The 22798-nt window shown below is 74.1% G+C and carries 22 protein-coding genes and 2 pseudogenes; 13 read left to right on the top strand and 11 right to left on the bottom strand.

Going from position 1 to position 22798, the window contains the following annotated elements:
* Nucleotides 1-210 precede the first annotated feature (210 nt).
* The gene (locus AB0883_RS06780; protein WP_366639969.1) at nt 211-972 is read right to left on the bottom strand and encodes a maleylpyruvate isomerase family mycothiol-dependent enzyme; all 762 of its coding nucleotides are present in this window, start codon (nt 970-972) and stop codon (nt 211-213) included.
* Nucleotides 973-1042: 70 nt separating this feature from the next.
* Between AB0883_RS06780 and AB0883_RS06775 the strand changes: the two genes are divergently transcribed.
* Nucleotides 1043-2134, top strand: a complete 1092-nt coding sequence (locus tag AB0883_RS06775) for a UDP-N-acetylmuramate dehydrogenase (RefSeq protein ID WP_366639967.1) — start codon at nt 1043-1045, stop codon at nt 2132-2134.
* 22 nt (nt 2135-2156) lie between these two features.
* Here the strand turns inward: AB0883_RS06775 and AB0883_RS06770 are convergent, their stop codons facing one another.
* Together AB0883_RS06770 and AB0883_RS06765 are read right to left on the bottom strand one after the other, a co-directional pair.
* Nucleotides 2157-2954: a class I SAM-dependent methyltransferase gene (locus AB0883_RS06770; RefSeq protein ID WP_366639966.1), complete on the bottom strand. Its 798-nt coding sequence runs from the start codon at nt 2952-2954 to the stop codon at nt 2157-2159.
* A gap of 22 nt (nt 2955-2976) precedes the next feature.
* On the bottom strand, nt 2977-3738 hold the full coding sequence (locus AB0883_RS06765; RefSeq protein ID WP_366639964.1) for an SDR family NAD(P)-dependent oxidoreductase: 762 nt from the start codon (nt 3736-3738) through the stop codon (nt 2977-2979).
* Nucleotides 3739-3918: 180 nt separating this feature from the next.
* Between AB0883_RS06765 and mshA the strand changes: the two genes are divergently transcribed.
* From mshA to AB0883_RS06750, 3 genes are all read left to right on the top strand, one after another.
* The gene (gene mshA, locus AB0883_RS06760) at nt 3919-5283 is read left to right on the top strand and encodes a D-inositol-3-phosphate glycosyltransferase (protein ID WP_366639963.1); all 1365 of its coding nucleotides are present in this window, start codon (nt 3919-3921) and stop codon (nt 5281-5283) included.
* 200 nt (nt 5284-5483) lie between these two features.
* Entirely contained in the window at nt 5484-6011 is a 528-nt protein-coding gene (locus AB0883_RS06755; RefSeq protein WP_366639961.1) for a YbjN domain-containing protein, read from the top strand.
* A gap of 284 nt (nt 6012-6295) precedes the next feature.
* Nucleotides 6296-7156, top strand: a complete 861-nt coding sequence (locus AB0883_RS06750; protein WP_366640321.1) for a hypothetical protein — start codon at nt 6296-6298, stop codon at nt 7154-7156.
* Between the two features lie 563 nt (nt 7157-7719).
* Here the strand turns inward: AB0883_RS06750 and AB0883_RS06745 are convergent.
* Both AB0883_RS06745 and AB0883_RS06740 read right to left on the bottom strand, forming a co-directional pair.
* Nucleotides 7720-9222, bottom strand: coding sequence for an MFS transporter (locus AB0883_RS06745; protein WP_366639960.1), 1503 nt, complete (start codon nt 9220-9222; stop codon nt 7720-7722).
* Nucleotides 9223-9509: 287 nt separating this feature from the next.
* A pseudogene (locus AB0883_RS06740) lies at nt 9510-10823 on the bottom strand (MFS transporter); the annotation flags it as partial.
* Nucleotides 10824-10973: 150 nt separating this feature from the next.
* Between AB0883_RS06740 and AB0883_RS06735 the strand changes: the two are divergent.
* Nucleotides 10974-11741 carry a phosphoglyceromutase gene (locus tag AB0883_RS06735; RefSeq protein ID WP_366639958.1) on the top strand — a complete coding sequence of 256 codons (768 nt, stop codon included), beginning with the start codon at nt 10974-10976 and terminating at the stop codon, nt 11739-11741.
* 62 nt (nt 11742-11803) lie between these two features.
* On the opposite strand, the gene phoU is transcribed toward AB0883_RS06735, so the two are convergent.
* Entirely contained in the window at nt 11804-12457 is a 654-nt protein-coding gene (gene phoU / locus AB0883_RS06730; protein WP_366639956.1) for a phosphate signaling complex protein PhoU, read from the bottom strand.
* A 199-nt stretch (nt 12458-12656) separates the two neighbouring features.
* Here phoU and AB0883_RS06725 point away from each other — a divergent pair, with 199 nt between their 5' ends.
* Nucleotides 12657-13943, top strand: coding sequence for an ATP-binding protein (locus AB0883_RS06725; protein WP_366639954.1), 1287 nt, complete (start codon nt 12657-12659; stop codon nt 13941-13943).
* A 23-nt stretch (nt 13944-13966) separates the two neighbouring features.
* On the top strand, nt 13967-14650 hold the full coding sequence (locus AB0883_RS06720; protein ID WP_366639952.1) for a response regulator transcription factor: 684 nt from the start codon (nt 13967-13969) through the stop codon (nt 14648-14650).
* A gap of 56 nt (nt 14651-14706) precedes the next feature.
* On the opposite strand, the gene AB0883_RS06715 is transcribed toward AB0883_RS06720, so the two are convergent.
* The gene (locus tag AB0883_RS06715; protein ID WP_121399996.1) at nt 14707-15516 is read right to left on the bottom strand and encodes a hypothetical protein; all 810 of its coding nucleotides are present in this window, start codon (nt 15514-15516) and stop codon (nt 14707-14709) included.
* Between the two features lie 74 nt (nt 15517-15590).
* Here AB0883_RS06715 and AB0883_RS06710 point away from each other — a divergent pair, with 74 nt between their 5' ends.
* Together AB0883_RS06710 and AB0883_RS06705 are read left to right on the top strand one after the other, a co-directional pair.
* A complete protein-coding gene (locus AB0883_RS06710; RefSeq protein WP_366639950.1) occupies nt 15591-16535 on the top strand; it encodes a Ppx/GppA phosphatase family protein in 945 nt (314 codons plus the stop codon).
* 146 nt (nt 16536-16681) lie between these two features.
* Nucleotides 16682-17488, top strand: a complete 807-nt coding sequence (locus AB0883_RS06705) for a sugar phosphate isomerase/epimerase (protein ID WP_366639948.1) — start codon at nt 16682-16684, stop codon at nt 17486-17488.
* Nucleotides 17489-17569: 81 nt separating this feature from the next.
* On the opposite strand, the gene AB0883_RS06700 is transcribed toward AB0883_RS06705, so the two are convergent.
* Genes AB0883_RS06700 through AB0883_RS06690 form a run of 3 tightly spaced genes read right to left on the bottom strand, consistent with a single transcriptional unit; the run spans nt 17570 to nt 19599 of the window.
* Nucleotides 17570-18142, bottom strand: coding sequence for a CGNR zinc finger domain-containing protein (locus AB0883_RS06700; RefSeq protein WP_121400170.1), 573 nt, complete (start codon nt 18140-18142; stop codon nt 17570-17572).
* A gap of 19 nt (nt 18143-18161) precedes the next feature.
* Nucleotides 18162-19328, bottom strand: a complete 1167-nt coding sequence (locus tag AB0883_RS06695; RefSeq protein WP_366639946.1) for a glutathionylspermidine synthase family protein — start codon at nt 19326-19328, stop codon at nt 18162-18164.
* Between the two features lies 1 nt (nt 19329).
* Nucleotides 19330-19599, bottom strand: a complete 270-nt coding sequence (locus tag AB0883_RS06690; RefSeq protein ID WP_366639945.1) for a hypothetical protein — start codon at nt 19597-19599, stop codon at nt 19330-19332.
* A 131-nt stretch (nt 19600-19730) separates the two neighbouring features.
* Between AB0883_RS06690 and AB0883_RS06685 the strand changes: the two genes are divergently transcribed.
* Entirely contained in the window at nt 19731-20651 is a 921-nt protein-coding gene (locus tag AB0883_RS06685; protein WP_121399992.1) for a proline dehydrogenase family protein, read from the top strand.
* 1 nt (nt 20652) lies between these two features.
* On the opposite strand, the pseudogene AB0883_RS06680 reads toward AB0883_RS06685, so the two are convergent.
* Nucleotides 20653-20932, bottom strand: a pseudogene (locus AB0883_RS06680) (hypothetical protein).
* Nucleotides 20933-21009: 77 nt separating this feature from the next.
* On the opposite strand from AB0883_RS06680, the gene AB0883_RS06675 reads away from it, so the two are divergent.
* From AB0883_RS06675 to AB0883_RS06665, 3 genes are read left to right on the top strand one after another with little or no spacing between them, the layout of a single operon-like run.
* On the top strand, nt 21010-21807 hold the full coding sequence (locus tag AB0883_RS06675) for an alpha/beta hydrolase (protein ID WP_366639942.1): 798 nt from the start codon (nt 21010-21012) through the stop codon (nt 21805-21807).
* 25 nt (nt 21808-21832) lie between these two features.
* A complete protein-coding gene (locus tag AB0883_RS06670) occupies nt 21833-22378 on the top strand; it encodes a WHG domain-containing protein (RefSeq protein WP_366639941.1) in 546 nt (181 codons plus the stop codon).
* Nucleotides 22375-22710, top strand: coding sequence for a YrdB family protein (locus AB0883_RS06665; protein WP_366639939.1), 336 nt, complete (start codon nt 22375-22377; stop codon nt 22708-22710). Before AB0883_RS06670 ends, AB0883_RS06665 begins: the two co-directional genes overlap by 4 nt.
* The last annotated feature ends 88 nt before the right edge of the window (nt 22711-22798 follow it).

The raw sequence follows: 22798 nt of genomic DNA, 5'->3' as shown, positions 1-22798 counted from the left end.
GGTGGTGAGGCAGGTGGTGGAGCAGGGCTGAGAGAGCGCTCTCACGACAGGGTGGTGGTTGGTCCGGCCGGTGTCAAGAGAGCGCTCTCTGCCGGTTGCCGGTGGGGCCGGACGCGAAGAGAGTGGCCGCCTGTGCCGGGCGGCCACTCTCTTCGTACGTGCGGTGGGACTGCGCGGAGCCCTCGGGGCCCGGCTCCGCGCGGCGGTGGATCAGCCGACGCGGAGGCCCTCCAGCAGGGTGCGGTCGCCGGCCACGTCGAGCGTGTCGAGGCCGACCCGGCCCCAGAGCGCCAGCAGCAGGTCGCTCGCGGTGCCGCTGACCTGCGCCCGCGCGTGGTGGTCGTCGTGGTCGAAGATGGTGGCCGTGTCGAGCAGGGCCACGCCCTCGCCGCGCAGCCGCAGGAACCACTCCTGCCCGGCGTCGACGGCGGAGATCTGCACCACCCCGCGCCACTGGCCGGCGGTGCGGCGCCGGCCGGCAGGAAGCCAGGTGTCCAGGATCTCGCTCACCCCGTCGGCGGCGAGCTTCGCCTCGATCGGCTCGCCCGCCGCGATGGCGAGCTGGGCGTCCCACCGGTGCACCGCGGTCTCGTGCGCCATCCGGCGCGGCCAGAAGCCCGCCCGCTTCGGCTGCGGCGCCCAGTTCCACGCCGGGGCCTCCGGGTCGAGGCCGTCGAAGAGGGTCATCAGCTGGTCGTACGCCTGCTGCCAGAGCTGGAGCGGGGCGACGCCCGGCTCCGGCTCGACCGGCTCGGACCTCCCCGGCGACGGGGTCGTGGCGCCGGAGCCCGCGAACGAGTGCACCCAGCGGTAGATCGAGGTGAGGTGCAGCGTCAGGTCGGCGACCGTCCAGCCGGGACAGGACAGCACCGGTGTCTCCGGCGGCGCCTCGGCCACGGCTGCGGCGAACGCCGGGCCCTCCGCCCGGAGCGCTCCCAACCAGAAGTCCTTCGTGCCATGCAGTCTGCTCATCGCCATCCTCCCGGGGGTGACCGGGCCACCAGTGGGCGCCGCGGCTACCCCTCAGCCTAGGGTGAAAGGCGTGTCAGACGTCTACGCCCAGCCGACAACCGGAACCGAACCCGCCACGACGTGCGACCTGGCGCGATACACCACCTTACGCCTGGGCGGCCCGGCCGGCCGCGTCGTCGCCGGCACGGACGCCGACGGGATCGTGCGGGCCGTCCGGGAGGCGGCCGGCCGCGACGAGCAGGTCCTGCTCCTCGCCGGGGGCAGCAACGTCGTGATCGGGGACGCCGGCTTCCCCGGCACCGTGGTCCTGGTGCGCTCCCGGGGCCTGCGGGTGGTCGCCGAGGACGCCGACACCGTCACCGTACGCGTCGAGGCCGGCGAGCCCTGGGACGAGCTGGTCGCCACCACGGTCGCCAACGGCTGGTCCGGGCTGGAGTGCCTCTCCGGCATCCCCGGCTCGACCGGCGCCACCCCGATCCAGAACGTCGGCGCGTACGGCCAGGAGGTCGCCGAGACCATCACCGGCGTCGTGGTCCACGACCGGGTCGAGGGGACCGTGGGGCGGATCGCCGCCGCCGACTGCGGCTTCGCGTACCGGTCCAGCATCTTCAAGTACAGCGACCGCTGGGTGGTGCTCTCCGTCGACTTCCGGCTCGCCCGCTCGCCGCTGTCCGGCCCCGTGCGCTACGCGGAACTGGCCCGGGCGCTCGGCGTGCAGGTAGGGGACCGGGTCCCGCTGGCCGACGCCCGGGCCACCGTCCTGCGGCTGCGCGCCGGCAAGGGCATGGTGCTCGACGCGGCCGACCCGGACACCCGCTCGGTCGGCTCGTTCTTCACCAATCCGGTGCTCGACGTCGCCGCGTACGAGCTGCTGCGCGAGCGCGCCGCCGACATCGGCGAGCCGCCCGCCTGGCCCGGCGCGGGTGACGTGGTGAAGGTCAGCGCGGCCTGGCTGATCGACAAGGCCGGCTTCGGCAAGGGCCACCCGGGGCCGGAGGGCGTCGCCATCTCCAGCAAGCACACCCTCGCCCTGACCAACCGCAGCGGCACCGCCAGCACCGCGTCCCTGGTCGAGCTGGCCCGGGAGATCCGCGACGGCGTCCACGACCGCTTCGGCGTCACCCTCCACCCCGAACCGATCCTCATCAACTGCACCATCTGACCCCGCCTTTCCGCCGACGGGGTCAGGTGGGGGCGACCGAGGGCCAGGGGAGGGTGAGTTCGCCGTGGCGCCAGCGCCGGGGGCCGTCCAGGACCGGCCAGCCCGCCTCGCGGGTCGCGGAGACCGCGCGCAGCCAGCGTTGGCGCGGGCCGTACGGGGCGTAGCCGGCGGCGGCGTGCCAGGCGTCGTCGAGCGCGCGGATCAGGTCGTGGATCCGCTCGCCGGGCACGTTGCGGTGGATCAGCGCCTTGGGCAGCCGTTCGGCCAGCTCCGCCGGGGTGTCCAGGGTGGTGAGCTTCGCGGCGAGGGTGAGCGTACGGGGGCCGTCGGCGTCGATCAGCAGCCAGCCGCCGAGCCGCCCCGACTCGTCGCAGGTGCCCTCGACCAGCAGCCCGCCCGGGGCCAGCCCGGCGGTCATGGTGCGCCAGGCGTCGGCGACCTCGCGCTCGTCGTACTGGCGCAGGACGTTGAACGCGCGGACCAGGGCGGGCCGCAGCCCGGCCAGCTCGAACCCGCCCCGGGCGAAGGTGAGCCGGGGCGGGTCGGCGGACGGCTGGGCGGCGGCGACGCGTACCGGATCGATCTCCAGCCCGACGACCCGCACGTCGGGGCGGACCGCGGTGGCGAGCCGGGCGCGCAGTTCGACTGCGGTCACCGGGCTGGCGCCGTAGCCGAGGTCCACCACCAGGGGGTCGGCCGCCTCCCGCAGCGCCTCGCCGCAGGTCTCGACGATCCAGTTGTCCACCCGGCGGAGCCGGTTCGGGTTCGTCGTCCCCCGGGTCACCACCCCGAGCGGCCGGCGCCGCGCCGTGCCCGCCATCTCCGCGACCGTCCGGGCCGGCTCAGCCGACCCGGTGCACCTTGTGCTGGGCGGCCTGGGCCAGCGGGCGTACGACGAGGCGGTCCACGTTGACGTGCTGCGGGCGCGTCGCGCACCAGGCGATGCAGTCGGCGACGTCCTCGGCGACCAGCGGCTCGGCGACCCCGGCGTAGACGGCCGCCGCCCGCTCGGCGTCGCCCGCGAAGCGGACCAGCCCGAACTCGTCGGTCCGGACCATGCCGGGGTCGATCTCGATCACGCGCACCGTCCGGCCGCACAGTTCCAGCCGCAGCGTGCCGGCGATCGCCGTCTGCGCGTGCTTCGCGGCGGCGTAGCCGCCCCCGCCCTCGTACACGGTGAAGCCGGCGGTCGAGGAGACGACCACGATGGTGCCGGCCCCGGACGCCTCCAGCGCGGGCAGCAGCGCCTGGGTGACGCGCAGCGTGCCGAGCACGTTGACGTCGTACATCCACTGCCAGTCGCCGACCGACCCGGACTCGACCGGGTCCAGGCCGCGCGCGCCGCCGGCGTTGTTGACCAGGAGGGTGACCGGGCCCAGGGCCGCCGCCGCCCCGGCCAGGCGGGCCACCGACTCGTCGGAGGTGACGTCGCAGGCCACGGCGGTGGCCGCGCCTCCCGCGGCCTCGATCTCGGCCACCAGGGCGGCCAACCGGTCGGTACGCCGCGCGGCGGCGAGGACGTGGAATCCCTCGGCGGCGAGCCGGCGGGCGGTGGCCGCCCCGATCCCGCTGGACGCTCCGGTGACGACGGCGACAGAGGTCATCCGGCCATTCTCCCCCGGGCCCCCGGGGCAGGTACCGGGGGAGCGGTGATGAGGTCCGTCACGCCCGGGCGCCGTCCCGGCGCATTACGGGTGCCCGATGGGGAAGATGACATCGGCCGGGGACGTTGTCCGAAAGGCGCCGGGAGTGCGGACGGCATCAACGTGACAAAAGGAGCGGACGTGGCGGAGTTGCACACCGGTGTGGGTCGTCAGCGCGGTGCGCGCCCGTGGCCCCGCCCCCGGCGGATCGCGACGGTCTCGGTGCACACCTCACCCCTGCACCAGCCGGGCACCGGCGACGCCGGCGGCATGAACGTCTACATCCTGGAGGTCGCCCGGCGGCTGGCCGAGGCGGACGTCGAGGTGGAGATCTTCACCCGGGCCACCTCCGGCGACCTGCCCCCGGTGGTCGAGACGGCGCCCGGGGTGCACGTCCGGCACGTCACCTCCGGCCCCCTCGAAGGGCTCACCAAGGAGGAGCTGCCGGGGCAGCTCTGCGCCTTCACCGCCGGCGTGCTGCGCGCCGAGGCGTCCCGACCCCCGGGCCACTACGACCTGATCCACTCCCACTACTGGCTCTCCGGCCAGGTCGGCTGGCTGGCCAAGGAGCGCTGGGGCGTGCCGCTGGTGCACACCGCGCACACGCTGGCGAAGGTCAAGAACGCCCAGCTCGCCGCCGGGGACCGGCCCGAGCCGAAGGCCCGCGTCATCGGCGAGGAACAGGTGGTGACCGAGGCCGACCGGCTGGTCGCGAACACGGCGGTCGAGGCCCGTGACCTGATCGACCGGTACGACGCCGACCCGGCCCGTGTGGCCGTGGTCGAGCCCGGCGTGGACCTGGAGAGGTTCCGCCCGGCCCCGGGGAACCGCGACCGCGTCGCCGTCGAGGCCCGCCGCCGGCTCGGGCTGCCCGCCACCGGGTACGTGGTGGCCTTCGTCGGCCGCATCCAGCCGCTGAAGGCCCCGGACGTGCTCATCCGCGCGGTGGCCGCGCTGCGCGAGCGCGACCCGCTGCTCGCCGACGAGGTGACCGTGGTGATCTGCGGGGGCCCCAGCGGCAGCGGCCTGGACCGGCCGACCGCCCTGATCGAGCTGGCCGGCACGCTCGGCGTCGCCGACCGGGTGTGCTTCCTGCCCCCGCAGACCGGAGACGACCTGCCCGCCCTGTACCGGGCCGCCGACCTGGTCGCGGTGCCGTCGTACAACGAGTCCTTCGGCCTGGTCGCGCTGGAGGCGCAGGCCTGCGGTACGCCGGTGGTGGCCGCCGCCGTCGGCGGCCTGGTGACCGCCGTGCGGGACAAGGTCAGCGGCGTGCTTATCGACGGCCACGACCCGGCCGACTGGGCCCGTACGCTCGGGCGCCTGCTGCCGGACCGGCTCCACCGCGCCGACCTGGCCCGGGGCGCCGCCCGGCACGCCCGCAACTTCTCCTGGCACCGCACCGCCTCCGGGCTGCTCACCGTCTACGGCGAGGCGATCGCCGCGCACCGGGCCCGGCTCGCCTCCGAGCTGGCCTGCGGCCCGGCGATGTCCTGCTCCTGGTGACCGTTCGCGCGCCAACCGCCAACCTGCTGTCGCGCCATACCGCCGGCCCGCTGTTGTCCCGGCCGCCGGCCTGCTGTCGTGCCGGCCGGCGTCGCCCGGTGCCGGGGCGGTGCCGGCCGCTGCCGTGCCGACCTCCGGTCGTCGTCGTGCTGGTCGTCGTCGTCCGGTGCCGGGGCGGTGCCGGCCGTAGAGTGGATCCGATGAGCGGGAAGAGTGATCTTGCGTCCCTGATCGAGTCGGTCTGCGACGAGCGGGAGCTGGCCTGGGAGTCGACCGGCCCGGGCTCGTACGCGGTCACGCTGCCGGGCACCCACAAGCTGAAGACGATCTGCAACCTCATCGTCGGTGAGCACGCGCTGCGGATCGAGGCGTTCGTGATGCGCCAGCCGGACGAGCGGCGCGAGGAGCTGTGGGCCTGGCTGTTGCAGCGCAACGCCCGCATGTACGGCGTGTCGTTCTCCGTCGACGCGGTCGGCGACGTCTACCTCACCGGTCGGGTCAACCCGGCCGGGATCGACGCCGACGAGCTGGACCGGCTGCTGGGCGCGGTGCTGACGTACGCCGACGAGTCCTTCGACACGATGCTGGAGATCGGCTTCGGCAGCTCGATCCGGCGGGAGTGGGAGTGGCGGGTCAAGCGGGGCGAGTCCACCGCCAACCTCGCGGCGTTCGCCCACCTCTTCGAGCCGTCCCCGGGCGCGACCGGGCCCTCGGGCGCGACCGGGTAGTCGGGGCGCCGCCAAGCCCGCCGGGCCGACCGGGGGTGCCGCGGACGACGCCTCGGGTACGCGTGCCCCGGTCGGAGGTTCGGACCGGTCCTGACGGGTATGCCGCACCGCGCGGTGCGGCACTGGGACCCGCCGCGCGCCGAGGACCAACTGTCTAGGAGCGTGAGCGTCCCATGGCTCAGCGGAACAGCTCAGGTCGCGGCGGGACTGCGACCAGGACGAAACGGCAGCCGGGCAACCAGACCCCGAACACCCCGACGATCTCCGAGTCCGAGATCTCCCGGATGAAGGTGGACGAGATCCGGGGACAGCTGCGCAAGCGCGGGGTCTCCGGTATCTCCGCCCTGCGCAAGCCGGATCTGGTGAAGACCCTGGCGAAGACCCTGCGGGCGGAGCGTCCCTCGGGCGGTGCCGCGCGTCGCAGCACCGGGCCCGCCGGTCGGGCGACGGGGACGCGGGCGTCCGCCGGACGGGCCGCCGCCACGAAGAAGGCGGCGTCGGGCCGGGCGGCGAACAAGGCCGCCCCGGGCCGGGCGCAGGCCGCGAACAAGGCCGCCCCGGCGAAGAAGGCGGCGGCGAAGAAGGCGGCGGCGAAGGCTCCGGCGGCGAGGAAGACAGCGGCGAAGAAGGCTCCGGTGGCGAAGAAGGCCCCGGCCAGGAAGGCTGCCGCGAAGGCGGCCCCGGCGAAGAAGACCACGTCGGCGGCGCGGAAGTCCACGGCGCCCCGCGCGGCGTCGTCGCGGGCGGGCACGACGCGCGGCGGTACGGCGACCGGCGTCCGGACCGGGCGGAGCACCGCGCGGTCGGTGCGTTCCTCGCAGCTCATCTCGTCCACCGCCGACCGGCCGGAGCGCCCCGGCCGCAGCCTGGTGACCACCAACCACGACGTGATCCGGAGCTGGGCGCGGGAGCGCGGCGCCAAGCCGGCCACGATCGCGGGCACCGAGCGGGAGGGGCGGGCCGGAGTGCTCACCTTCAACATGCCCGGTTACCGAGAGAGCAGCCGGGTACGCGAGATCACCTGGGACGAGTGGTTCCGGACCTTCGACGAGCGGAAGCTGAACCTGATCTACCAGGAGCAGCTCCGCGACGGGCGGCCGAGCAACTTCTTCCGTACGGAATCGCCCGATCGTGAGGACGCCTGACGTGTTTGGGGGAATGGCCGACGGGTAAGCGCTGTTGGCCAACACCGAGGCCCGAGGTGGCGGCAGTTCCGGTGGGATTCCCGGAGCTGTGACCGGCGAGACAGCCCAACCAGGTTGTCTTCGTAATCCCGGGCGAACTAACTTTATTGCACCGCGCCACGCTTGGAACCGTTCGGGGGAGCGGTGGATCGATCAGATCCGTGCACCGAGTGAGGCGCAGGGGACGGGTGGAACAACACCGTTGGGGGACGGTGGCCACCTGTTTGGACCGGCGGCGCGAGCGGGCGACGCCTACGGGGGTGGGCTTCGCCCGCCGCCGCCGGTCATACGGTGCGAACGCCCATCGCGATCACGAGTCGCGATGGGCGTTCTGCTGTCCCCTCAACCACTTCACCCGCTCTCGCCCCGCCTGTGCCTGAGCGCTGCCCGACCGCCGCCGCCCGTCGGGCCTCCCTCTCCCGGCCCTACCCGCCCGCGTGCCTCCTCCGCCGCTCACGGCCTCCATTCGCTGATCATGAGGTTGACGGCGAAGTCGATCTCTCCGGGCACCGCCAACCTCATGATCACCGCACGGCGGTCGGGGTGGGGGGAGGTGGGAGGGGGGTGGAGAGTTGGCGGAGGGCGGCGACGCGGCGTTCGCGGGGTGGGCCGGCGAGCAGGTGGCAGCCGGCGGCCAGCAGTCCGAGCCCGCCGACGATGAGCCAGTGCCGGTCCCCGAGGTACTGCAGGCTGACCCCGCCCAGGGTGGGTGCCACGAACGACGCCGCCGGGAAGGCCAGGTAGAACACCGACTGGTAGCGGGCCCGCAGCTCGAGCGGGGCGAGGTCGGCGTTGATCTGCGCGTTGGGCGGCGCGGCGAGCATCTGGCCGACCGTCCAGACCACCGCCGCGGCCAGGTAGACGGCCACGTCGTCGGCGAACGCGAGGGTGGCGAAGCCGACCGCCAGCAGCGCGGTGGAGACGGCCAGGACGCGGTCCTTGCGGTGCCGTTCGATCAGCCGCGGCACGAAGAGCTGCCCGAGCACGATCAGGACTCCGCCGAGCGCCACCACCGCGCCGTACGCCGACGGGCGCAGGCCGTCCGACCGCATCGCGAGGGGCATGATCGTCGACGTCTGCATGGTCAGTACGGCCAACACGAAGGTCAGGCCCACGAAGGTGAGGAAGGTGCGGTCGGTCAGCGCCGTGTGCAGCCCCGGCTGCCGCCCCGCCCGCCCCTGCCCCGCCCGCCCCTTCCCCCGTCGCCCTGCCGGCCGCACCGACCCTGCCGAAAGCCCTCGTCCCACCTCCGCCTGCCGTGCGCCCTCCGCACGCTGCGCGCCCTCCGCCCGCTGCGCGCCCTCCGCCCGCTGCGCGCCCTCCGCCCGCTGCGGCGCCGCTCCGCCGCCGCCGACCGGTGCCGGGTGAAGATCTTGGACACTTGTCGTCCGGTCGGAACGGGAAGTGTCCAAGATCGGTGCAGGCGTGGCGGCGCGGCGGGGGAGCGTCTCCGGGACCTTCCAGGCGATGACCGCCGCCGCGAGGGCGGTGGCGGCGGCGTCCACCAGGAAGAGCGCGACGAAGCTCGCCTCGGCCAGCAGGCCGGCCAGCAGTGAGGCGACGGCCATGCCCAGGTTGAACGCCCAGAACTGGAGGTTGAAGGCCCGGGAACGCCGCCGTTCGGGCACCACGTCGACGATCGCCGCGACGAAGGCGGGGCTGGGCATCGAGTGCGCCACCCCGACGAGCGCGGCGAGCACCGCGATCATCATCAGGTGCCGGCTGAAGGCCAGCCCGACCATCAGCGCGGCGGTGGCCAGGTGGGCGGCGAGCAGGGTGGACCGCCGGCCCCAACGGTCGGCCAGCACCCCGCCGAGCAGCACGCCGCCCGCCCCGCCCAGCCCGTACGCCCCGACGACCGTGCCGGTGAGCGCCTCGCTCGCGCCCCGCGCCTCGGTCAGGTAGAGCGACAGGAAGAGCATCGCGAAGGCGCCGGCCCGGTTGATCAGCAGGCCGGCCCACAGGTACCAGAAGGTGGCGGGGAGCCCGCCCGCGGTGTCGTCCAGCCAGCGGCGCAGGGCCCGCACCCGTCCTCCCGACAGTTCTGTTTCCTAACCGAAGCGCCCTCGACCGTAGGAAGCCGAAGGCTGCCGCGCCAGCGTGTCGCTGGTCACCGCGCTCCCGTCGGCTCGGTCGCCCGCTCCGGGCCCTTGTCCGGCAGGCCGCCGTCCCAGGCCGGATCGACCGGCTCGGCGGGGGTCGCCCGCTCCGGGCCCTTGTCCGGCAGGCCGTCGCCCCAGGCCGGACCGGCCGGCTCGGTGGGGGTCGCCCGCTCCGGGCCCTTGTCCGGCAGGCCGTCGCCCGGCGCCGGATCGACCGGCTCGGCGGGGGCCGTCGCCGCCGCCTCGGCCGCCTGCGGGGCGGGCGGCCGGATCGCCACCACCGGCACGACGGGACCGGTGGCCGCCCGCAGCAGCGTGGCCCGTCGCTCCCGGGTCGGGCCGGAGATCAGGTGGGCGAGCGCCATCAGCCCGCCGATGGCGGCGCAGCCGAACCAGAGCTGGGCGTTGCCGGCCTGCTCCCGGACCAGCCCGCCGAGCACCGGCGCGACCGCTGCGGCACCCTGCCAGGAGAGCGAGAAGACGCCCTGGTAGCGGCCGCGCAGCTCGGCGGGGGAGAGTTCGGCGATCAGGGTGGCGTTGGACGGCGAGTTGAGCATCTCGCCGACCGTCCAGATCAGCACGGTCAGGCCGTAGAACCAGGCGGTGTCGGCGAAGGCGGTGAGCCCGAACCCGACGCCCATCACCACCGATGCCAGGGCGAGCACGTGCGACCGGCTCCGGCCCCTGATCAGCCGGGGTACGAAGAGCTGGCCGACCACGATCAGCACCCCGTTGAGCGCGATCACGGAGCCGTAGGTGGTGGGGCTGAGGCCGGAGTCGCCCATCGCGATCGGCAGCATCGAGATGTGCTGGAGGAAGACCAGCGCGGCGAACAGGTTGAGCGTCACGAAGCCGAGGAAGACCCGGTCGCGCAGGATGGTGCGCAGCGCCCCGACCGGGGCGCCGGCGCCCTTGTGGCCGCCCCCGCCGGCGGGGGCCCGCCGGGTCTCGCCGACCTTGGCGAAGATGATCAGCGCGGTGATCACGGTGGTGGTCGCGTCCACCACGAAGAGCAGCAGGAAGCCGGCCTCGGCGGCGAGGCCGGCGAGGATCGCCGCGCTGGCGAAGCCGAGGTTGATCGCCCAGTAGTTCAGCGAGAAGGCGCGCAGCCGGTCCTTCTCCGGCACCACGTCGATCACCATCGCGCCGAACGCGGGCCGGGCGGCCTCGGCGAACATGCCGAGCAGCAGGGCGCCGAGCGCCACGGCCCACAGTTCCCGGGCGAAGCCGAGGGCGAGCATCATGGCCGCCGCGCCGAGATGCGCGGTGAGCAGGGTCGGCCGGCGGCCCCAGCGGTCGCTCAGCGTGCCGCCAGCGGTGGTGCCGAGCGCGCCGCCGACGCCCCACAGGCCGAGCACCAGCCCCGCCTGCGACGCGGAGAAGCCGCGCTCCTGCGTCAGGTAGATGGCCAGGAAGACCAGGACGAACGAGCCGAGCCGGTTGATCAGGGTGCCCGCCCACAGGTACCAGAAGGTGACCGGCAGGCCTCCGGTGGTGTCCCGGAACCAACCCCGCATCGTCCGCACGCCGGCGCCCCCGCCTAGTAATGACCGCCCTGATTATTGCGCCTTACAACCTAGTGCCGGGCCGGATGTCCGGGCAGCGCTTTTTCCACGTGGTGGTCGTCACGACCACCGCCCGCGCGTCGCCCGACGGCGTGCGGCAGGATGATCGGCATGACTGCTAGCGAGGGGCCCACCGTCGGGACGCTGGTCCTGCTGCGGCACGGCGAGAGCGACTGGAACGCCAAGAACCTCTTCACCGGCTGGGTCGACGTCGACCTGACCGAGAAGGGCGAGAACGAGGCGCGCCGCGGCGGCGAACTGCTGCGCGAGCACGGCCTGCTGCCGGACGTGGTGCACACCAGCGTGATGCGCCGCGCGATCCGCACCGCCGAGCTGGCGCTCAACGCCGCCGACCGGCACTGGATCGCCGTGCGCCGGTCGTGGCGGCTCAACGAGCGGCACTACGGCGCCCTCCAGGGCAAGAACAAGAAGCAGACCCTGGAGGAGTACGGCGAGGAGCAGTTCATGCTCTGGCGCCGCTCGTACGACACCCCGCCGCCGCCGATCGCGGACGACGACGAGTTCTCGCAGGTCGGCGACCCGCGTTACGCGCTGCTGCCGAGCGAGCTGATGCCCCGCACCGAGTGCCTCAAGGACGTCGTCGGGCGGATGCTGCCGTACTGGTACGACTCGATCGTGCCGGACATCCTGGCCGGCCGTACGGTGCTGGTGGCCGCGCACGGCAACTCGTTGCGCGCCCTGGTCAAGCACCTGGACCAGATCTCCGACGAGGCGATCGCCAAGCTGAACATCCCCACGGGCATCCCGCTGCGCTACGACCTGGACCCGCAGCTGCGCCCGCTCACGCTTGGCGGCACGTACCTGGACCCGGCCGCCGCCAAGGCGGCCGCCGCCGCCGTGGCCAACCAGGGTCGCTGACCCCGAGCACGAGGAAGGGTCCCTCCCGGCGCGCCGCCCGGGGAGGGACCCTTCCGTGCGTCTCAGCTCGCCGTGGGCCCGGTCTGCCCGGTGATCAGGTAGACCACGTGTTCGCCGGCGTTGACGGCGTGGTCGGCGAAGCGCTCGTAGAAGCGGCCGAGCAGGGTGGCGTCGATGGCGGTCTCCACCCCGTACGGCCAGTCCTCGCCGAGCAGCAGCCCGAACAGGCTCCGGTGCAGGTCGTCCATGGCGTCGTCGTCGCCGTCGAGTTCGGCGGCGAGGTCGGCGTCGGGCTTGGCGAGCACCGAGCCGATCTTGATGGCCATCCGGTCGGCGATGGCGGCCATGTCGGTGAAGGTCGGCCGCAGCTCCGCCGGAACGGCCGGCGAGGGGTGCCGGCGCAGGGCGGTCTTGGCGACGTGGTCGGCCAGGTCGCCCATCCGCTCCAGGTCTGCCGCGACGTGCAGCGCGGTGATCATCGCGCGCAGGTCGGAGGCGACCGGGGCCTGCCGGGCGAGCAGGTCGCAGACCCGCTCCTCGACGTGCCGGTAGAGCTCGTCGATCTCGGCGTCCCGCTCGATCACCGTCTCGGCCGCCCGGCGGTCCGCGGTGAGCAGGGCGTGGGTGGCCTGCCGCATCGCGGCCCGGACCCCTTCCGCCATGTCCACCAGCAGTTGGCTGACGATCTGCAGGTCAGCCCGGAACTCGTCGCGCATTGTCACGTCCTGTGGTCGGTGGTCGCCGGCCCGGTGGTCGGCGGGGAGCAGGTGTGCCGCCCACGGTAGGTCGGGCGGGCGGACCCGAGATGAACCTCGGTGAACGACGCCGGACGCGGGAGTGAACTTTGCCGGAAGCGAAGGTGATTCATCCTATTTGTGGTGGTTGCCAGGTTAACAATGACCATACGATCGCCGGGTGGAATGGGCGGTGGCGGTCGCGGTGGCCGTGGGGCTGGCGGTCGGACTGATCGCCGGGGTGCTGCTGCCCCGGTTCGTCCCGGCGCCGGGCGGGCGCGCCACGCGGGCGGGGAGCCGGTCCGGCTTCCCCAACACCTCCGGGAGGCTCCCGATAGCCGAGGATCCGCAGTCCGGCATCGGCCGCCGGACCATCGACTCCCTACGGGCCGGCGTGGTCGTGCTCGACCCCGACGACCTGCCCGTCCTGGTCAATCCGGCCGCCCGCGCGATGGGGCTGCTCCGCACCGGCCCCACCCAGGGCTCGATCGCCGCCCACCCGCTGATCCGTACGCTCGCCGGGCAGGTGCGGCGCACCGGCGTGCGGCGCGAGATAGAGCTGGACCTGCCGCGGGGTCGCGACAACGCCGGGGTGAACCCGCTCGGGGTGCACCTGCGGGCGATGGGGATCGGGGCGGGCTTCATCGCCGTCGAGGCCTCGGACGTGACCGAGTCGCACCGCCTGGCCCGGGTCCGCCGCGACTTCGTCGCCAACGTCAGCCACGAGCTGAAGACCCCCATCGGGGCCCTGCAACTCCTCGCCGAGGCGCTGCTGGACGCCACCGAGCCGGCCGGGGCGGGCGCGCCCGACCTCTCCGAGGACCTCGTCGCCGCCCGTCGGTTCGCCGAGCGCATCCAGCACGAGTCGACCCGGCTGGGCCGCCTGGTGCAGGAGTTGCTGGAGCTGACCCGGCTCCAGGGCGCCGAGCCGCAGCCGCCCCCGGAGCCGGTCGCGATCGACTGGGTGATCGCCGAGGTGATCGACCGGACCCGCACCTCCGCCGCCGCCCGCCGGATCGAGGTGACCGTCGACGCCGAGCGGGGCCTGACCGTGCACGGCAGCGACACCCAGCTCGCCACGGCCGTGTCCAACCTGGTGGAGAACGCCGTCAACTACTCGGGCGAGGACACCACCGTCCGGATCACCGCCCGCGCCACCGACGAGCACGTGGAGATCTCCGTCGCCGACCAGGGCATCGGGATCGCCCCGACCGACGTCGACCGGATCTTCGAGCGGTTCTACCGGGCCGACCAGGCCCGGTCCCGGTCGACCGGCGGCACCGGCCTCGGGTTGGCCATCGTCAAACACATCGCCGGCAACCATGGCGGAAGGGTGCAGGTGTCGAGCACTCTTGGTGGTGGGTCGACGTTCACCCTCCGGCTGCCCACCCGTCCCCCCGACGAGGTTCCGGCGACACCGCCGTCCGCTGGGATCGAGGCCGGTCCGGCCGAGCTCCGGCAGGCCTGACAGCACATGGAAAGGAAGTCCCGTTGAGCCGCGTTCTGGTGGTCGAGGACGAGGAGTCGTTCTCCGACGCCCTGTCGTACATGCTCCGCAAGGAGGGTTTCGAGGTGTCCGTCGCCGCGACGGGAACCTCCGCCCTCACCGAGTTCGACCGGACCGGCGCCGACATCGTGCTGCTCGACCTGATGCTGCCCGAGATGTCCGGCACCGAGGTGTGCCGGCAGCTGCGGCAGCGCTCGCACGTGCCGATCATCATGGTCACCGCCCGGGACAGTGAGATCGACAAGGTCGTCGGCCTGGAGATCGGCGCCGACGACTACGTGACCAAGCCGTACTCGCCCCGGGAGCTGGTCGCCCGGATCCGGGCGGTGCTGCGGCGGCAGAGCGCCGAGGCCGCCGAGGCGGGCGGCCCGACGCTGGCCGCCGGCCCGGTGCGGATGGACATCGAGCGGCACGTGGTGACCGTCGAGGGCGCCCCCGTGCAGCTGCCGCTCAAGGAGTTCGAGCTGCTGGAGCTGCTGCTGCGCAACGCCGGCCGGGTGCTCACCCGGGGCCAGCTCATCGACCGGGTCTGGGGGGCCGACTACGTCGGCGACACCAAGACCCTCGACGTGCACGTCAAGCGGCTGCGCTCCAAGGTCGAGCCGGAGCCGTCCGCGCCGCGGTTCATCGTCACCGTGCGGGGTCTGGGCTACAAGTTCGAGCCCTGACCGGCGTACGCACGACGGGGCCCGCGCCGCGCGCGGGCCCCGTCGTCGTCGGTCGGTCAGGCGCCGTCGGCGGGGTGCGGGGCGACCATGCCCTGCCGCCTGCGCGCCCCACACACCTCGGCCAGCTTCGCGTACGCGGGGGCGCCGACGAGCGCGGTCAGCTCCGGGCCGTAGGAGACGTACATCGGCTCGCTGCCGACGTGCGCGTCGGTGGAGGAGGTGCACCACCAGTCCAGGTCGTGCCCGCCGGCGCCCCAGCCCCGCCGGTCGAACTCGGAGAGCGTGGAGACCAGCACCTTCGTGTTGTCCGGCCGCTTGACCCACTCCTGGTCGCGGCGGATCGGCAGCTGCCAGCAGACGTCGGGCTTGTACTCCAGCGGGTGCACCCCGTCGCGCAGCGCCTGCGCGTGCAGGGCGCAGCCGCCGCCGGCCGGGAAGTCGGCGTCGTTGAGGAAGACGCACGGCCCGTCCGCCTCCTGGGTGGCGGTGCGGCGGGCCGAGTTCTTGCCGTCGATGGTGTCGTTCTCGGTCCAGTTCTTGAACCCGCGCCGGAAGTGCTGCCACGTCGACGGGGTCAGCCGCTTGACCGCGGCCCGGACCCGCTGCTCGTCCTCGGAGTCGGTGAAGAACGCGCCGTGCGAGCAGCAGCCGTCGGCGGCCCGACCGGCGACGATGCCGTGGCAGCCCCGGCCGAAGATGCACGTCCAACGGGAGAGCAGCCACGTCAGGTCGGCCCGGATGAGGTGGTTGTCGTCCGCCGGGTCGGCGAACTCGATCCACTCCCGGGGAAAGTCCAGGGGCACCTCGCGGCTGCGGGGGTCGTCCGGGTCGTCCACCAGCACACGGAGTTCGATCTGGCCTGTCACCCGGCCCAGCGTACGCCCGGTGTCCCCACCGGTCCGCCGAGCCGCGCAAACCGAGTGGCCCTAGTGTCTTCAGCATGCGACTGGGTGTCCTCGACGTCGGTTCCAACACGGTGCACCTGCTGGTGGTCGACGCCCATCACGGGGCGCACCCCTGGCCGGCGCACTCCGAGAAGGTCGTGCTGCGGCTGGCCGAGCAGATCGGCCCGGACGGCGCGCTCACCGGGGCCGGCGCCGACGGCCTGGTCAAGGCGGTCGGCATGGCCAAGGCGGCGGCCGTGGGGCTGGGCGCCGACGATTTGATCGCGTTCGCCACCTCCGCCGTGCGCGACGCCACCAACGCCGCCGAGGTGCTGGCGCGGGTGCGCGACGAGACCGACGTACGCCTGGAGGTGCTGCCGGGTGCGGACGAGGCCCGGCTGACCTTCCTCGCGGTGCGGCGCTGGTTCGGCTGGTCGGCGGGCCGGCTGCTGGTGCTGGACATCGGCGGCGGCTCGCTGGAGCTGGCGGCCGGCATCGACGAGGACCCGGCCGTCGCGGTCTCCCTGCCGCTCGGCGCCGGCCGGCTCACCCGCGACCGGCTCCGGGTGGCCCCCGACAGCGCGGCGCCGCCGCCGGCCGAGGCGGTCGACGAGCTGCGGGCGTACGTCGACGGGCTGCTCGCACCGGCGGTCGCGCAGCTGACCGCGGTGGGCTGGGAGCGGCCGGTGGCCACCTCGAAGACGTTCCGGACGCTGGCCCGGCTGGCCGGCGCGGCGCCCTCCGGCGCCGGACTGTGGGCGCCCCGCCGGCTCACCCGCGCCGGGCTGCGGCAGGTGCTCGCCTTCATCCGGCACATCCCGCCGGCCCAGCTCGTCGAGCTGGAGGGGGTCAGCGCCGGCCGGGCCCACCAGCTGCTCGCCGGGGCGGTCGTCGCCGAGGCCGTGCTGCGCCAGCTGGACGTGGACGCGCTGGACATCTGCCCCTGGGCGCTGCGCGAGGGCGTGATCCTGCGCCGACTGGACCAGCTCGGCCCGGTGTGAGCCGCGAACGGAAGGCGGCCTCGTGTGAGCGTGAGGAGTGAGCTTGCGAGCCCCGCAGTCGCGAACGGAAGGTGGCCCCGTGTGATTCGCGCGGTTTGCGGTCTCTCGTCACGAGGTGTCGATCGACCCCGGCTACCCTCGATGGTGTGACTTCCCGCGTCCCCGTGCTCCTGTCCACGTCCTCGGTCTTTCCTGAGCGGACCGCGGCGGCGTTCCAGTTGGCCGCCGCGCTCGGCTACGACGGCGTCGAGGTGATGGTCTGGACCGACGCCGTCAGCCAGGACGCCGGCGCGCTGCGCGGGCTCGCCGAGCACTACGGCGTCCCGGTGCTCTCCGTCCACGCGCCCTGCCTGCTGGTCACGCAGCGGGTGTGGAGCCCCGACCCGTGGGAGCGGCTGCGCCGCTCCGCGGAGCTGGCGGCGACGCTCGGGGCGCCCACCGTGGTGGTGCACCCGCCGTTCACCTGGCAGCGCGACTACGCGCGCAACTTCGCCGACGGGCTCGCCGCCATCGCCGCCGACTACCCCGACCTGCGCTTCCCGGTCGAGAACATGTACCCGGTCCGGATGGCGGGGCGGCAGTTCGTGCCGTACGTCCCGGGCTGGGACCCGACCGAGACGGGGTACGCCTCCTACACGCTCGACCTGTCGCACTGCGCCGCCTCGCACACCGACTCGCTGGCGATGGCCGACCGGATGGGCGCCAACCTGGCCCACGTGCACCTCGGCGACGGCACCGGCGAGGGCCGCGACGAGCACCTGGTGCCGGGGCGCGGCACCCAGCCCTGCGGGGAACTGCTCTCCTCGCTGGCCGGGCGCGGCTTCACCGGCTCGGTCGCCGTGGAGGTCACCACGCGGGGCGCGAAGAGCCGCGCCGTGCGGGAGGCCGACCTGCGGGAGGCGTTGGCGTTCGCCCGCCAGCACCTCGGCACCCCGTCCCCGGTCGACGCCTGAACGCCGCGCCGGGCCCGGCCGACGCCCGGCGGGCCGCCGCGCCGGGGCCGGCCGACGCCGGAGCGCCGGCCGGGCCGGGCGTCAGACGACCGTGCTGAGCGATTCCTTGCTGCTCACGCCGGCCTGCTCGCCGATGGCCGCGCGCTTGCGGGCGCGGTGGGCGGCCACGTGCGAGCGGGTGGCGCAGCGTTCCGAGCAGAACCGCCGGCAGCAGTTGGACGAGGTGTCCAGGTAGACGTTGCCGCAGCGCTCGTCGGCACACACCCCGAACCGGGCGCTGCCGTACTCGCAGAGCCAGACCGAGAGCCCCCAGGCGGCGCCGGCCAGGTATTCGGCGCTCACCGAGGCGCCCCGGCTGGTCACGTGCATGTGCCAGTCGCTGGAGTCGTGCCCGGAGATGCGGGGCTGCACCGGGAACGCCTCCAGCAGCGCATTGAGCTCGGTCACCGCCTGGGCGTCCCGCCCGGATGTGCCGTACTCGAAGACGTCGCGCAGTCGCTTCTGCGCCCGCCGGAAGGTGGCGAGGTCGCGCTCCGCCACCTCGTCGCGCATCCACGCGTTGTCGTCGGGGAAGAGGGCCCGGAGGTCGTCGAGGTCGTCCAGGCGGGCGTTGACGAGGTCAACGCCGGTCCGGGCGTACGCGTCGAAGTTCACGCCCACAACCGTAGACGACTCAGGGGATGCGTGGCGCGTCGATGTAGTGCGGCAGGAACCGCGCGTAGCCGTCGGTGATGAGGCTCGTGCTCTCCCGCACCCCCACCCCGGCCGACTCGCCGTCGACGATCCAGCTGCCCAGCACCATCCGGTTGCCGGCGAACTCGGGCAGCGCCCGGAACTCCTGGTAGCACCAGCCCTCGTCGCCGTAGATCCCCGGGTTGGTGATCTCGGTGTCGCCGGTGACGATCCGCACCGAGCCGCCCTCGCGGCCGAGCAGCGGCTTGGCCACGTACTCCGGCATGCCGCGCGGCGAGTCGAGGTACGCCGGCAGCAGCAGCTCGTGGCCGGGGTACAGCTCCCAGAGCACGGCGAGCAGCGCCTTGTTCGACAGCAGCAGCTTCCAGGCCGGCTCGATCCAGGTCGTCGGGGTGCCCGGCTCCAGCGCCAGCGGCCCGTACGGCTCGGCGAGCATCCACTCCCAGGGGTAGAGCTTGAAGCAGGTGGTGACCGGCTGGTCGGTCGCGTCGACGAAGCGGCGGCCGTCCCAGCCGAGCCGCTGGATCGGCTGGAGCGTGACCTCCAGCCCGGCCTGGCGGGCGGTCTCGGCGAGGTAGCCGGCGGTCATGTGGTCCTCGCCGGACTCCTCCTCGTTCGACCAGACCACGTGCACCCGGCGGTCGTGCAGCCCCGCGCCGATCTTCGCCCAGGCGCCGACGAGGCGCTCGTGCAGGCTGTTCCACTGGTCCAGCTCCGGCCGGGTGTGCTCCAGCCAGTACCACTGGATGATGCTCGCCTCGACCAGCGCGGTGGGGGTGTCGGCGTTGTACTCCAGCAGCTTCGGCGGCCAGGTGCCGTCGTAGGCGAGGTCGAAGCGCCCGTAGAGGGTGGGCGGCGCCTCGCGCAGCGACCGCGCCACGGCCTCGGCCGCCCAGGCCGGGATGCCGAACTCGGCGTAGCGGTGCCGCGCGACGACGTGTTCGGCGGCGGCGACCGACATCCGGTGCAGCTCCTCGGTCGCCTCCTCCAGCCGCAGCACCTCGTCCAGCTCGAACGCGTACGCGCCGGTCTCGTCCCAGTACGACATGATGCCGCCGTCGGGCAGCTCGGTGTCGACGTACACCAGGCCCTGTGAGCGGATCGTGGCGTCCCAGTCCGGGCGGGGGGTGACCGACTCCCGGCGCACCTCAGCCGCCGCAGGAGGCGAGGTGGGTGCCGAAGCCGCCCCGGTCGGGCACCGCCGCGGCGGCCGGCTCCGGCGCGGTGCGCCCGGCGGTCACCGTGGGCGCCCGCAGCGCCAGGGCCACCGTCTCGCCGCCGCCCACGGGGCCGAGCGCGCAGTCGTCATCGTCGTCGTCCGAGGACATGTTGCAGCCGGAGAGGGTGAGCGCGAGGACGGTGAGCGCGCCGAGCTGCACGGAGGCCGACCGGAGCCGGCGGCGGGGGCGATGTTCCACGTCATCGTTGTAACCGATCGGGTCCACCGCCGTCCGCCCCCGGGCGGTGCCTGTGACGGTGTTGGGACCTGGCGACCGAGGCTCCCCCCGCTGCCCCGCGCGGGGCCACCGGTGGGCGTTACGCTCGGTCCATGCTCCGTACCGTCATCCTCGCCGCCTCCCGGTCACCCCAGGTCGAGCGGCTCGTCGCGACGGCCCCGTTCACCCGGGACCTCGTCCGCCGGTTCGTCGCCGGCGCCAAGACCGACGACGCGTTGCGCGCGACCCGCGAACTCGTCGACGACGGTCTCGCGGTCACCCTCGACAACCTCGGCGAGGACACCGTCACCCCCGAGCAGGCCACCGCCACCCGCGACGAGTACGTCGGGCTGCTGAAGCTGCTCTCCGGCGCGGGGCTCACCCCGGCCGCCGAGGTGAGCGTCAAGCTGTCGGCGCTCGGCCAGATGTTCGACGAGCAGCTCGCCTACGACAACGCGCGGGCGATCTGCGCCGCCGCCGAGGAGGCGGGCACCACGGTCACCCTGGACATGGAGGACCACACCACCACCGACTCGACGCTGGACATCCTCGCCAAGCTGCGCAAGGACCACCCGTCGACCGGCGCCGTGCTCCAGGCGTACCTGCGGCGCACCGAGTCGGACTGCCGCGAGCTGGCCACGGCTGGTTCCCGGGTGCGGCTGTGCAAGGGCGCGTACAAGGAGCCGGAGTCGGTGGCCTACCAGTCCGCGCGCGAGGTGGACAAGTCCTACGTGCGGTGCATGAACATCCTCATGTCCGGCGACGGCTACCCGATGCTGGCCACCCACGACCCCCGCCTGATCGCCATCGGGGAGGACCGGGCCCGCTGGTTCGACCGCGGCCCCGAGCGGTTCGAGTTCCAGATGCTCTACGGCATCCGGCCGGAGGAGCAGGCCCGGCTGGCCGGCGAGGGCTACACCGTGCGGGTCTACCTGCCCTACGGCGAGGACTGGTACGGCTACCTGATGCGCCGGCTCGCCGAGCGCCCGGCCAACCTCATGTTCTTCGGCCGGGCCGTGATGTCGAAGAAGTGAGTCAGCCGTTCGACCAGCCCCGGGTGCTCAGCACCAGGCGGTAGCCGTCCGGATCGGCCACCGTCACCCCCAGCGGTCCCAGTACGGGCCGGCGGAGACCCTCGTCCCGCCGGCCCGTTCGAGTTCCCGGGCCAGCTCGTCGTCGACGGGGCCGTCGAGGTAGAGCACCAGCAGGGCACGTCGAGGCCGAGCCCGTCGACCCAGAAGCGTTCGGCGGCGGCCAGGTCGCGGCTCGGGCGGGCGATGCGCAGGTGCGGGGCGGTGGCGCGGGTGAGTGGCATGAGCGGATCGTGCGACCTGAAGCCGTCGTGAGGTCAAGCCCTTGACGCCGTTGGCTAATTGCATTAGCTTTTTGGTTATGACAGTTAGCTGCGTGGAGCGCGACGGCGGGCGGATCGCCTACGAGGTGCACGGGCAAGGGCCGCTCGTCGTCCTCTCGCACGGTGTGGGGGAGAACCGCGGCTCCTTCCGCCACCTGGTCCCGCTGCTCGTCGCGGCCGGGCACCGGGTGGCGTCGGTGGACGTCCGGGGGCACGGCGCGTCCAGCGCCGGCTGGCCGTCGTACACCCCGGCGGAGGTCGGCGCCGACCTGCTCGCGGTGGTCCGCGACCTGGGCGGCGGGCCGGCCACCCTGGTCGGCAGCTCGTCCAGCGCGGCGGCCGTGGTCTTCGCCGCCGCCGACGCCCCCGCCCTGGTCGACGGCATCGTCCAGGTCGCCCCGTTCGTCGAGGAGCCGAAGCTCAACCCGTTCACGCGGGTGATCCAGACCGCCGTGCTGCGCAGCCCCCGGATCTTCGGGCTGTTCCACCGCACGCTCTTCCCGTGCGACCGGCCGGCCGACGACGCGGCGTACCGCAGGGCGATGGTCGCCACCCTGCGCGAGCCCGGCCGGATGGCGGCGATGCGCGGCGTGCTCGCGCCGGCCGAGCCGCACTGGACCGCCCGCGCCCGCGAGGTCCGGCAGCCGGTGCTGGTGCTGATGGGCACGAAGGACCCGGACTTCCCCGACCCGGGCGCCGGGGCACGGGCGGCCCGCCGGCTCTTCGCCACCGCCGAGGCGCGGATGATCGACGACTCCGGCCACTACCCGCACGCCGACCAGCCGGCGCGCACCGCCGCCCAGCTCACCGAGTTCCTGGCGGTCACCGGTGCCTAGGGCCGGGCTGACCCAGGGGAGCGTGGTGCGCGAGGCGGCCCGGCTCGCCGACGAGGTCGGCGCCGACCAGCTCACCCTCGCCGCGCTGGCCAACCGGCTCGGCGTCGCGCTGCCGAGCCTCTACAAGCACGTCCGGGGGGCCGACGCGCTCGCCCAGAAGCTCTCCGCGCTGGCCACCGCCGAACTCGCCGACGAACTGACCGCCGCCGTCGCGGGCCGGGCCGGCGGGGAGGCGCTGCGGGCGGTGGCCGTCGCCTACCGGGCGTACGCCCACCGGCACCCCGGTCGCTACCCGGCCACCCAGCGGGTGCCGGACCCGACCGACCCGGAGCACGTCGTCGCCGGCGAGCGGGCCGTCGGGGCGATCCGGGCCGCACTGCGGGGCTACGGGCTCGACGGCGACGACGCCCTCGACGCGACCCGGATGCTGCGCAGCACCCTGCACGGGTTCGTCTCGCTGGAGGCGGCCGGCGGGTTCGGCCTGCCCCGCGCCGTCGACGCCTCCTTCGACAACCTGGTCGCCGCGCTGGACGTCGCGCTGCGGTCCTGGCCCCGGCGGGAAGGCCGGTGAAGGCCCTGGGACTGCTGCTGCTCTTCCTGCTGGAACTGACCGTGCTGGCAGTCGGCGGTTGGTGGGGCTGGACCCTGGACGCGGCGACGCCGGTCCGGGTGGGCGCCGCCGTCGCCGTGCCGCTGCTGCTCGCCGCGCTCTGGGGCGTCCTCGGCTCGCCGAAGGCCCGCGTGCCGCTGCCGGCGGCGGGCAAGCACGCCTTCCAGGCCGCCTGGTTCGTGGCGGGCGGCGGGATGCTCGCCCTGCGCGGGCTGCCGCTGGCCGGGGTCGCGCTGGTCGTGGCGTGGGCGGTCACCGTCACCCTGCTCCGCCTGACGGGCCGCCCCGCCTGAACCACCCGGGGGCTGCCGGGCGGCGTGGCTCGCCGGGCCGTGGTCGCCGGGGCGGCCCGATGGTCGTACCCTTCGGCGGGTGACTGAC

Source organism: Micromonospora sp. NPDC047812 (genome assembly GCF_040704175.1).
Lineage (GTDB): Bacteria > Actinomycetota > Actinomycetes > Mycobacteriales > Micromonosporaceae > Micromonospora.
The sequence above is the reverse complement of the archived record's forward strand: the minus strand, read 5'-3'. Positions and strand labels throughout refer to the sequence as shown.

Coding starts and splice junctions, on each gene's coding strand:
- AB0883_RS06755 (WP_366639961.1), top strand. CDS start 5,484: ATGAGCGGGAAGAGTGATCTTGCGTCCCTGATCGAGTCGGTCTGCGAC.
- AB0883_RS06750 (WP_366640321.1), top strand. CDS start 6,296: ATGAAGGTGGACGAGATCCGGGGACAGCTGCGCAAGCGCGGGGTCTCC.
- AB0883_RS06675 (WP_366639942.1), top strand. CDS start 21,010: ATGACAGTTAGCTGCGTGGAGCGCGACGGCGGGCGGATCGCCTACGAG.
- AB0883_RS06735 (WP_366639958.1), top strand. CDS start 10,974: ATGACTGCTAGCGAGGGGCCCACCGTCGGGACGCTGGTCCTGCTGCGG.
- AB0883_RS06710 (WP_366639950.1), top strand. CDS start 15,591: ATGCGACTGGGTGTCCTCGACGTCGGTTCCAACACGGTGCACCTGCTG.
- AB0883_RS06765 (WP_366639964.1), bottom strand. CDS start 3,738: ATGACCTCTGTCGCCGTCGTCACCGGAGCGTCCAGCGGGATCGGGGCG.
- phoU (WP_366639956.1), bottom strand. CDS start 12,457: ATGCGCGACGAGTTCCGGGCTGACCTGCAGATCGTCAGCCAACTGCTG.
- AB0883_RS06770 (WP_366639966.1), bottom strand. CDS start 2,954: ATGGCGGGCACGGCGCGGCGCCGGCCGCTCGGGGTGGTGACCCGGGGG.
- AB0883_RS06780 (WP_366639969.1), bottom strand. CDS start 972: ATGAGCAGACTGCATGGCACGAAGGACTTCTGGTTGGGAGCGCTCCGG.
- AB0883_RS06685 (WP_121399992.1), top strand. CDS start 19,731: ATGCTCCGTACCGTCATCCTCGCCGCCTCCCGGTCACCCCAGGTCGAG.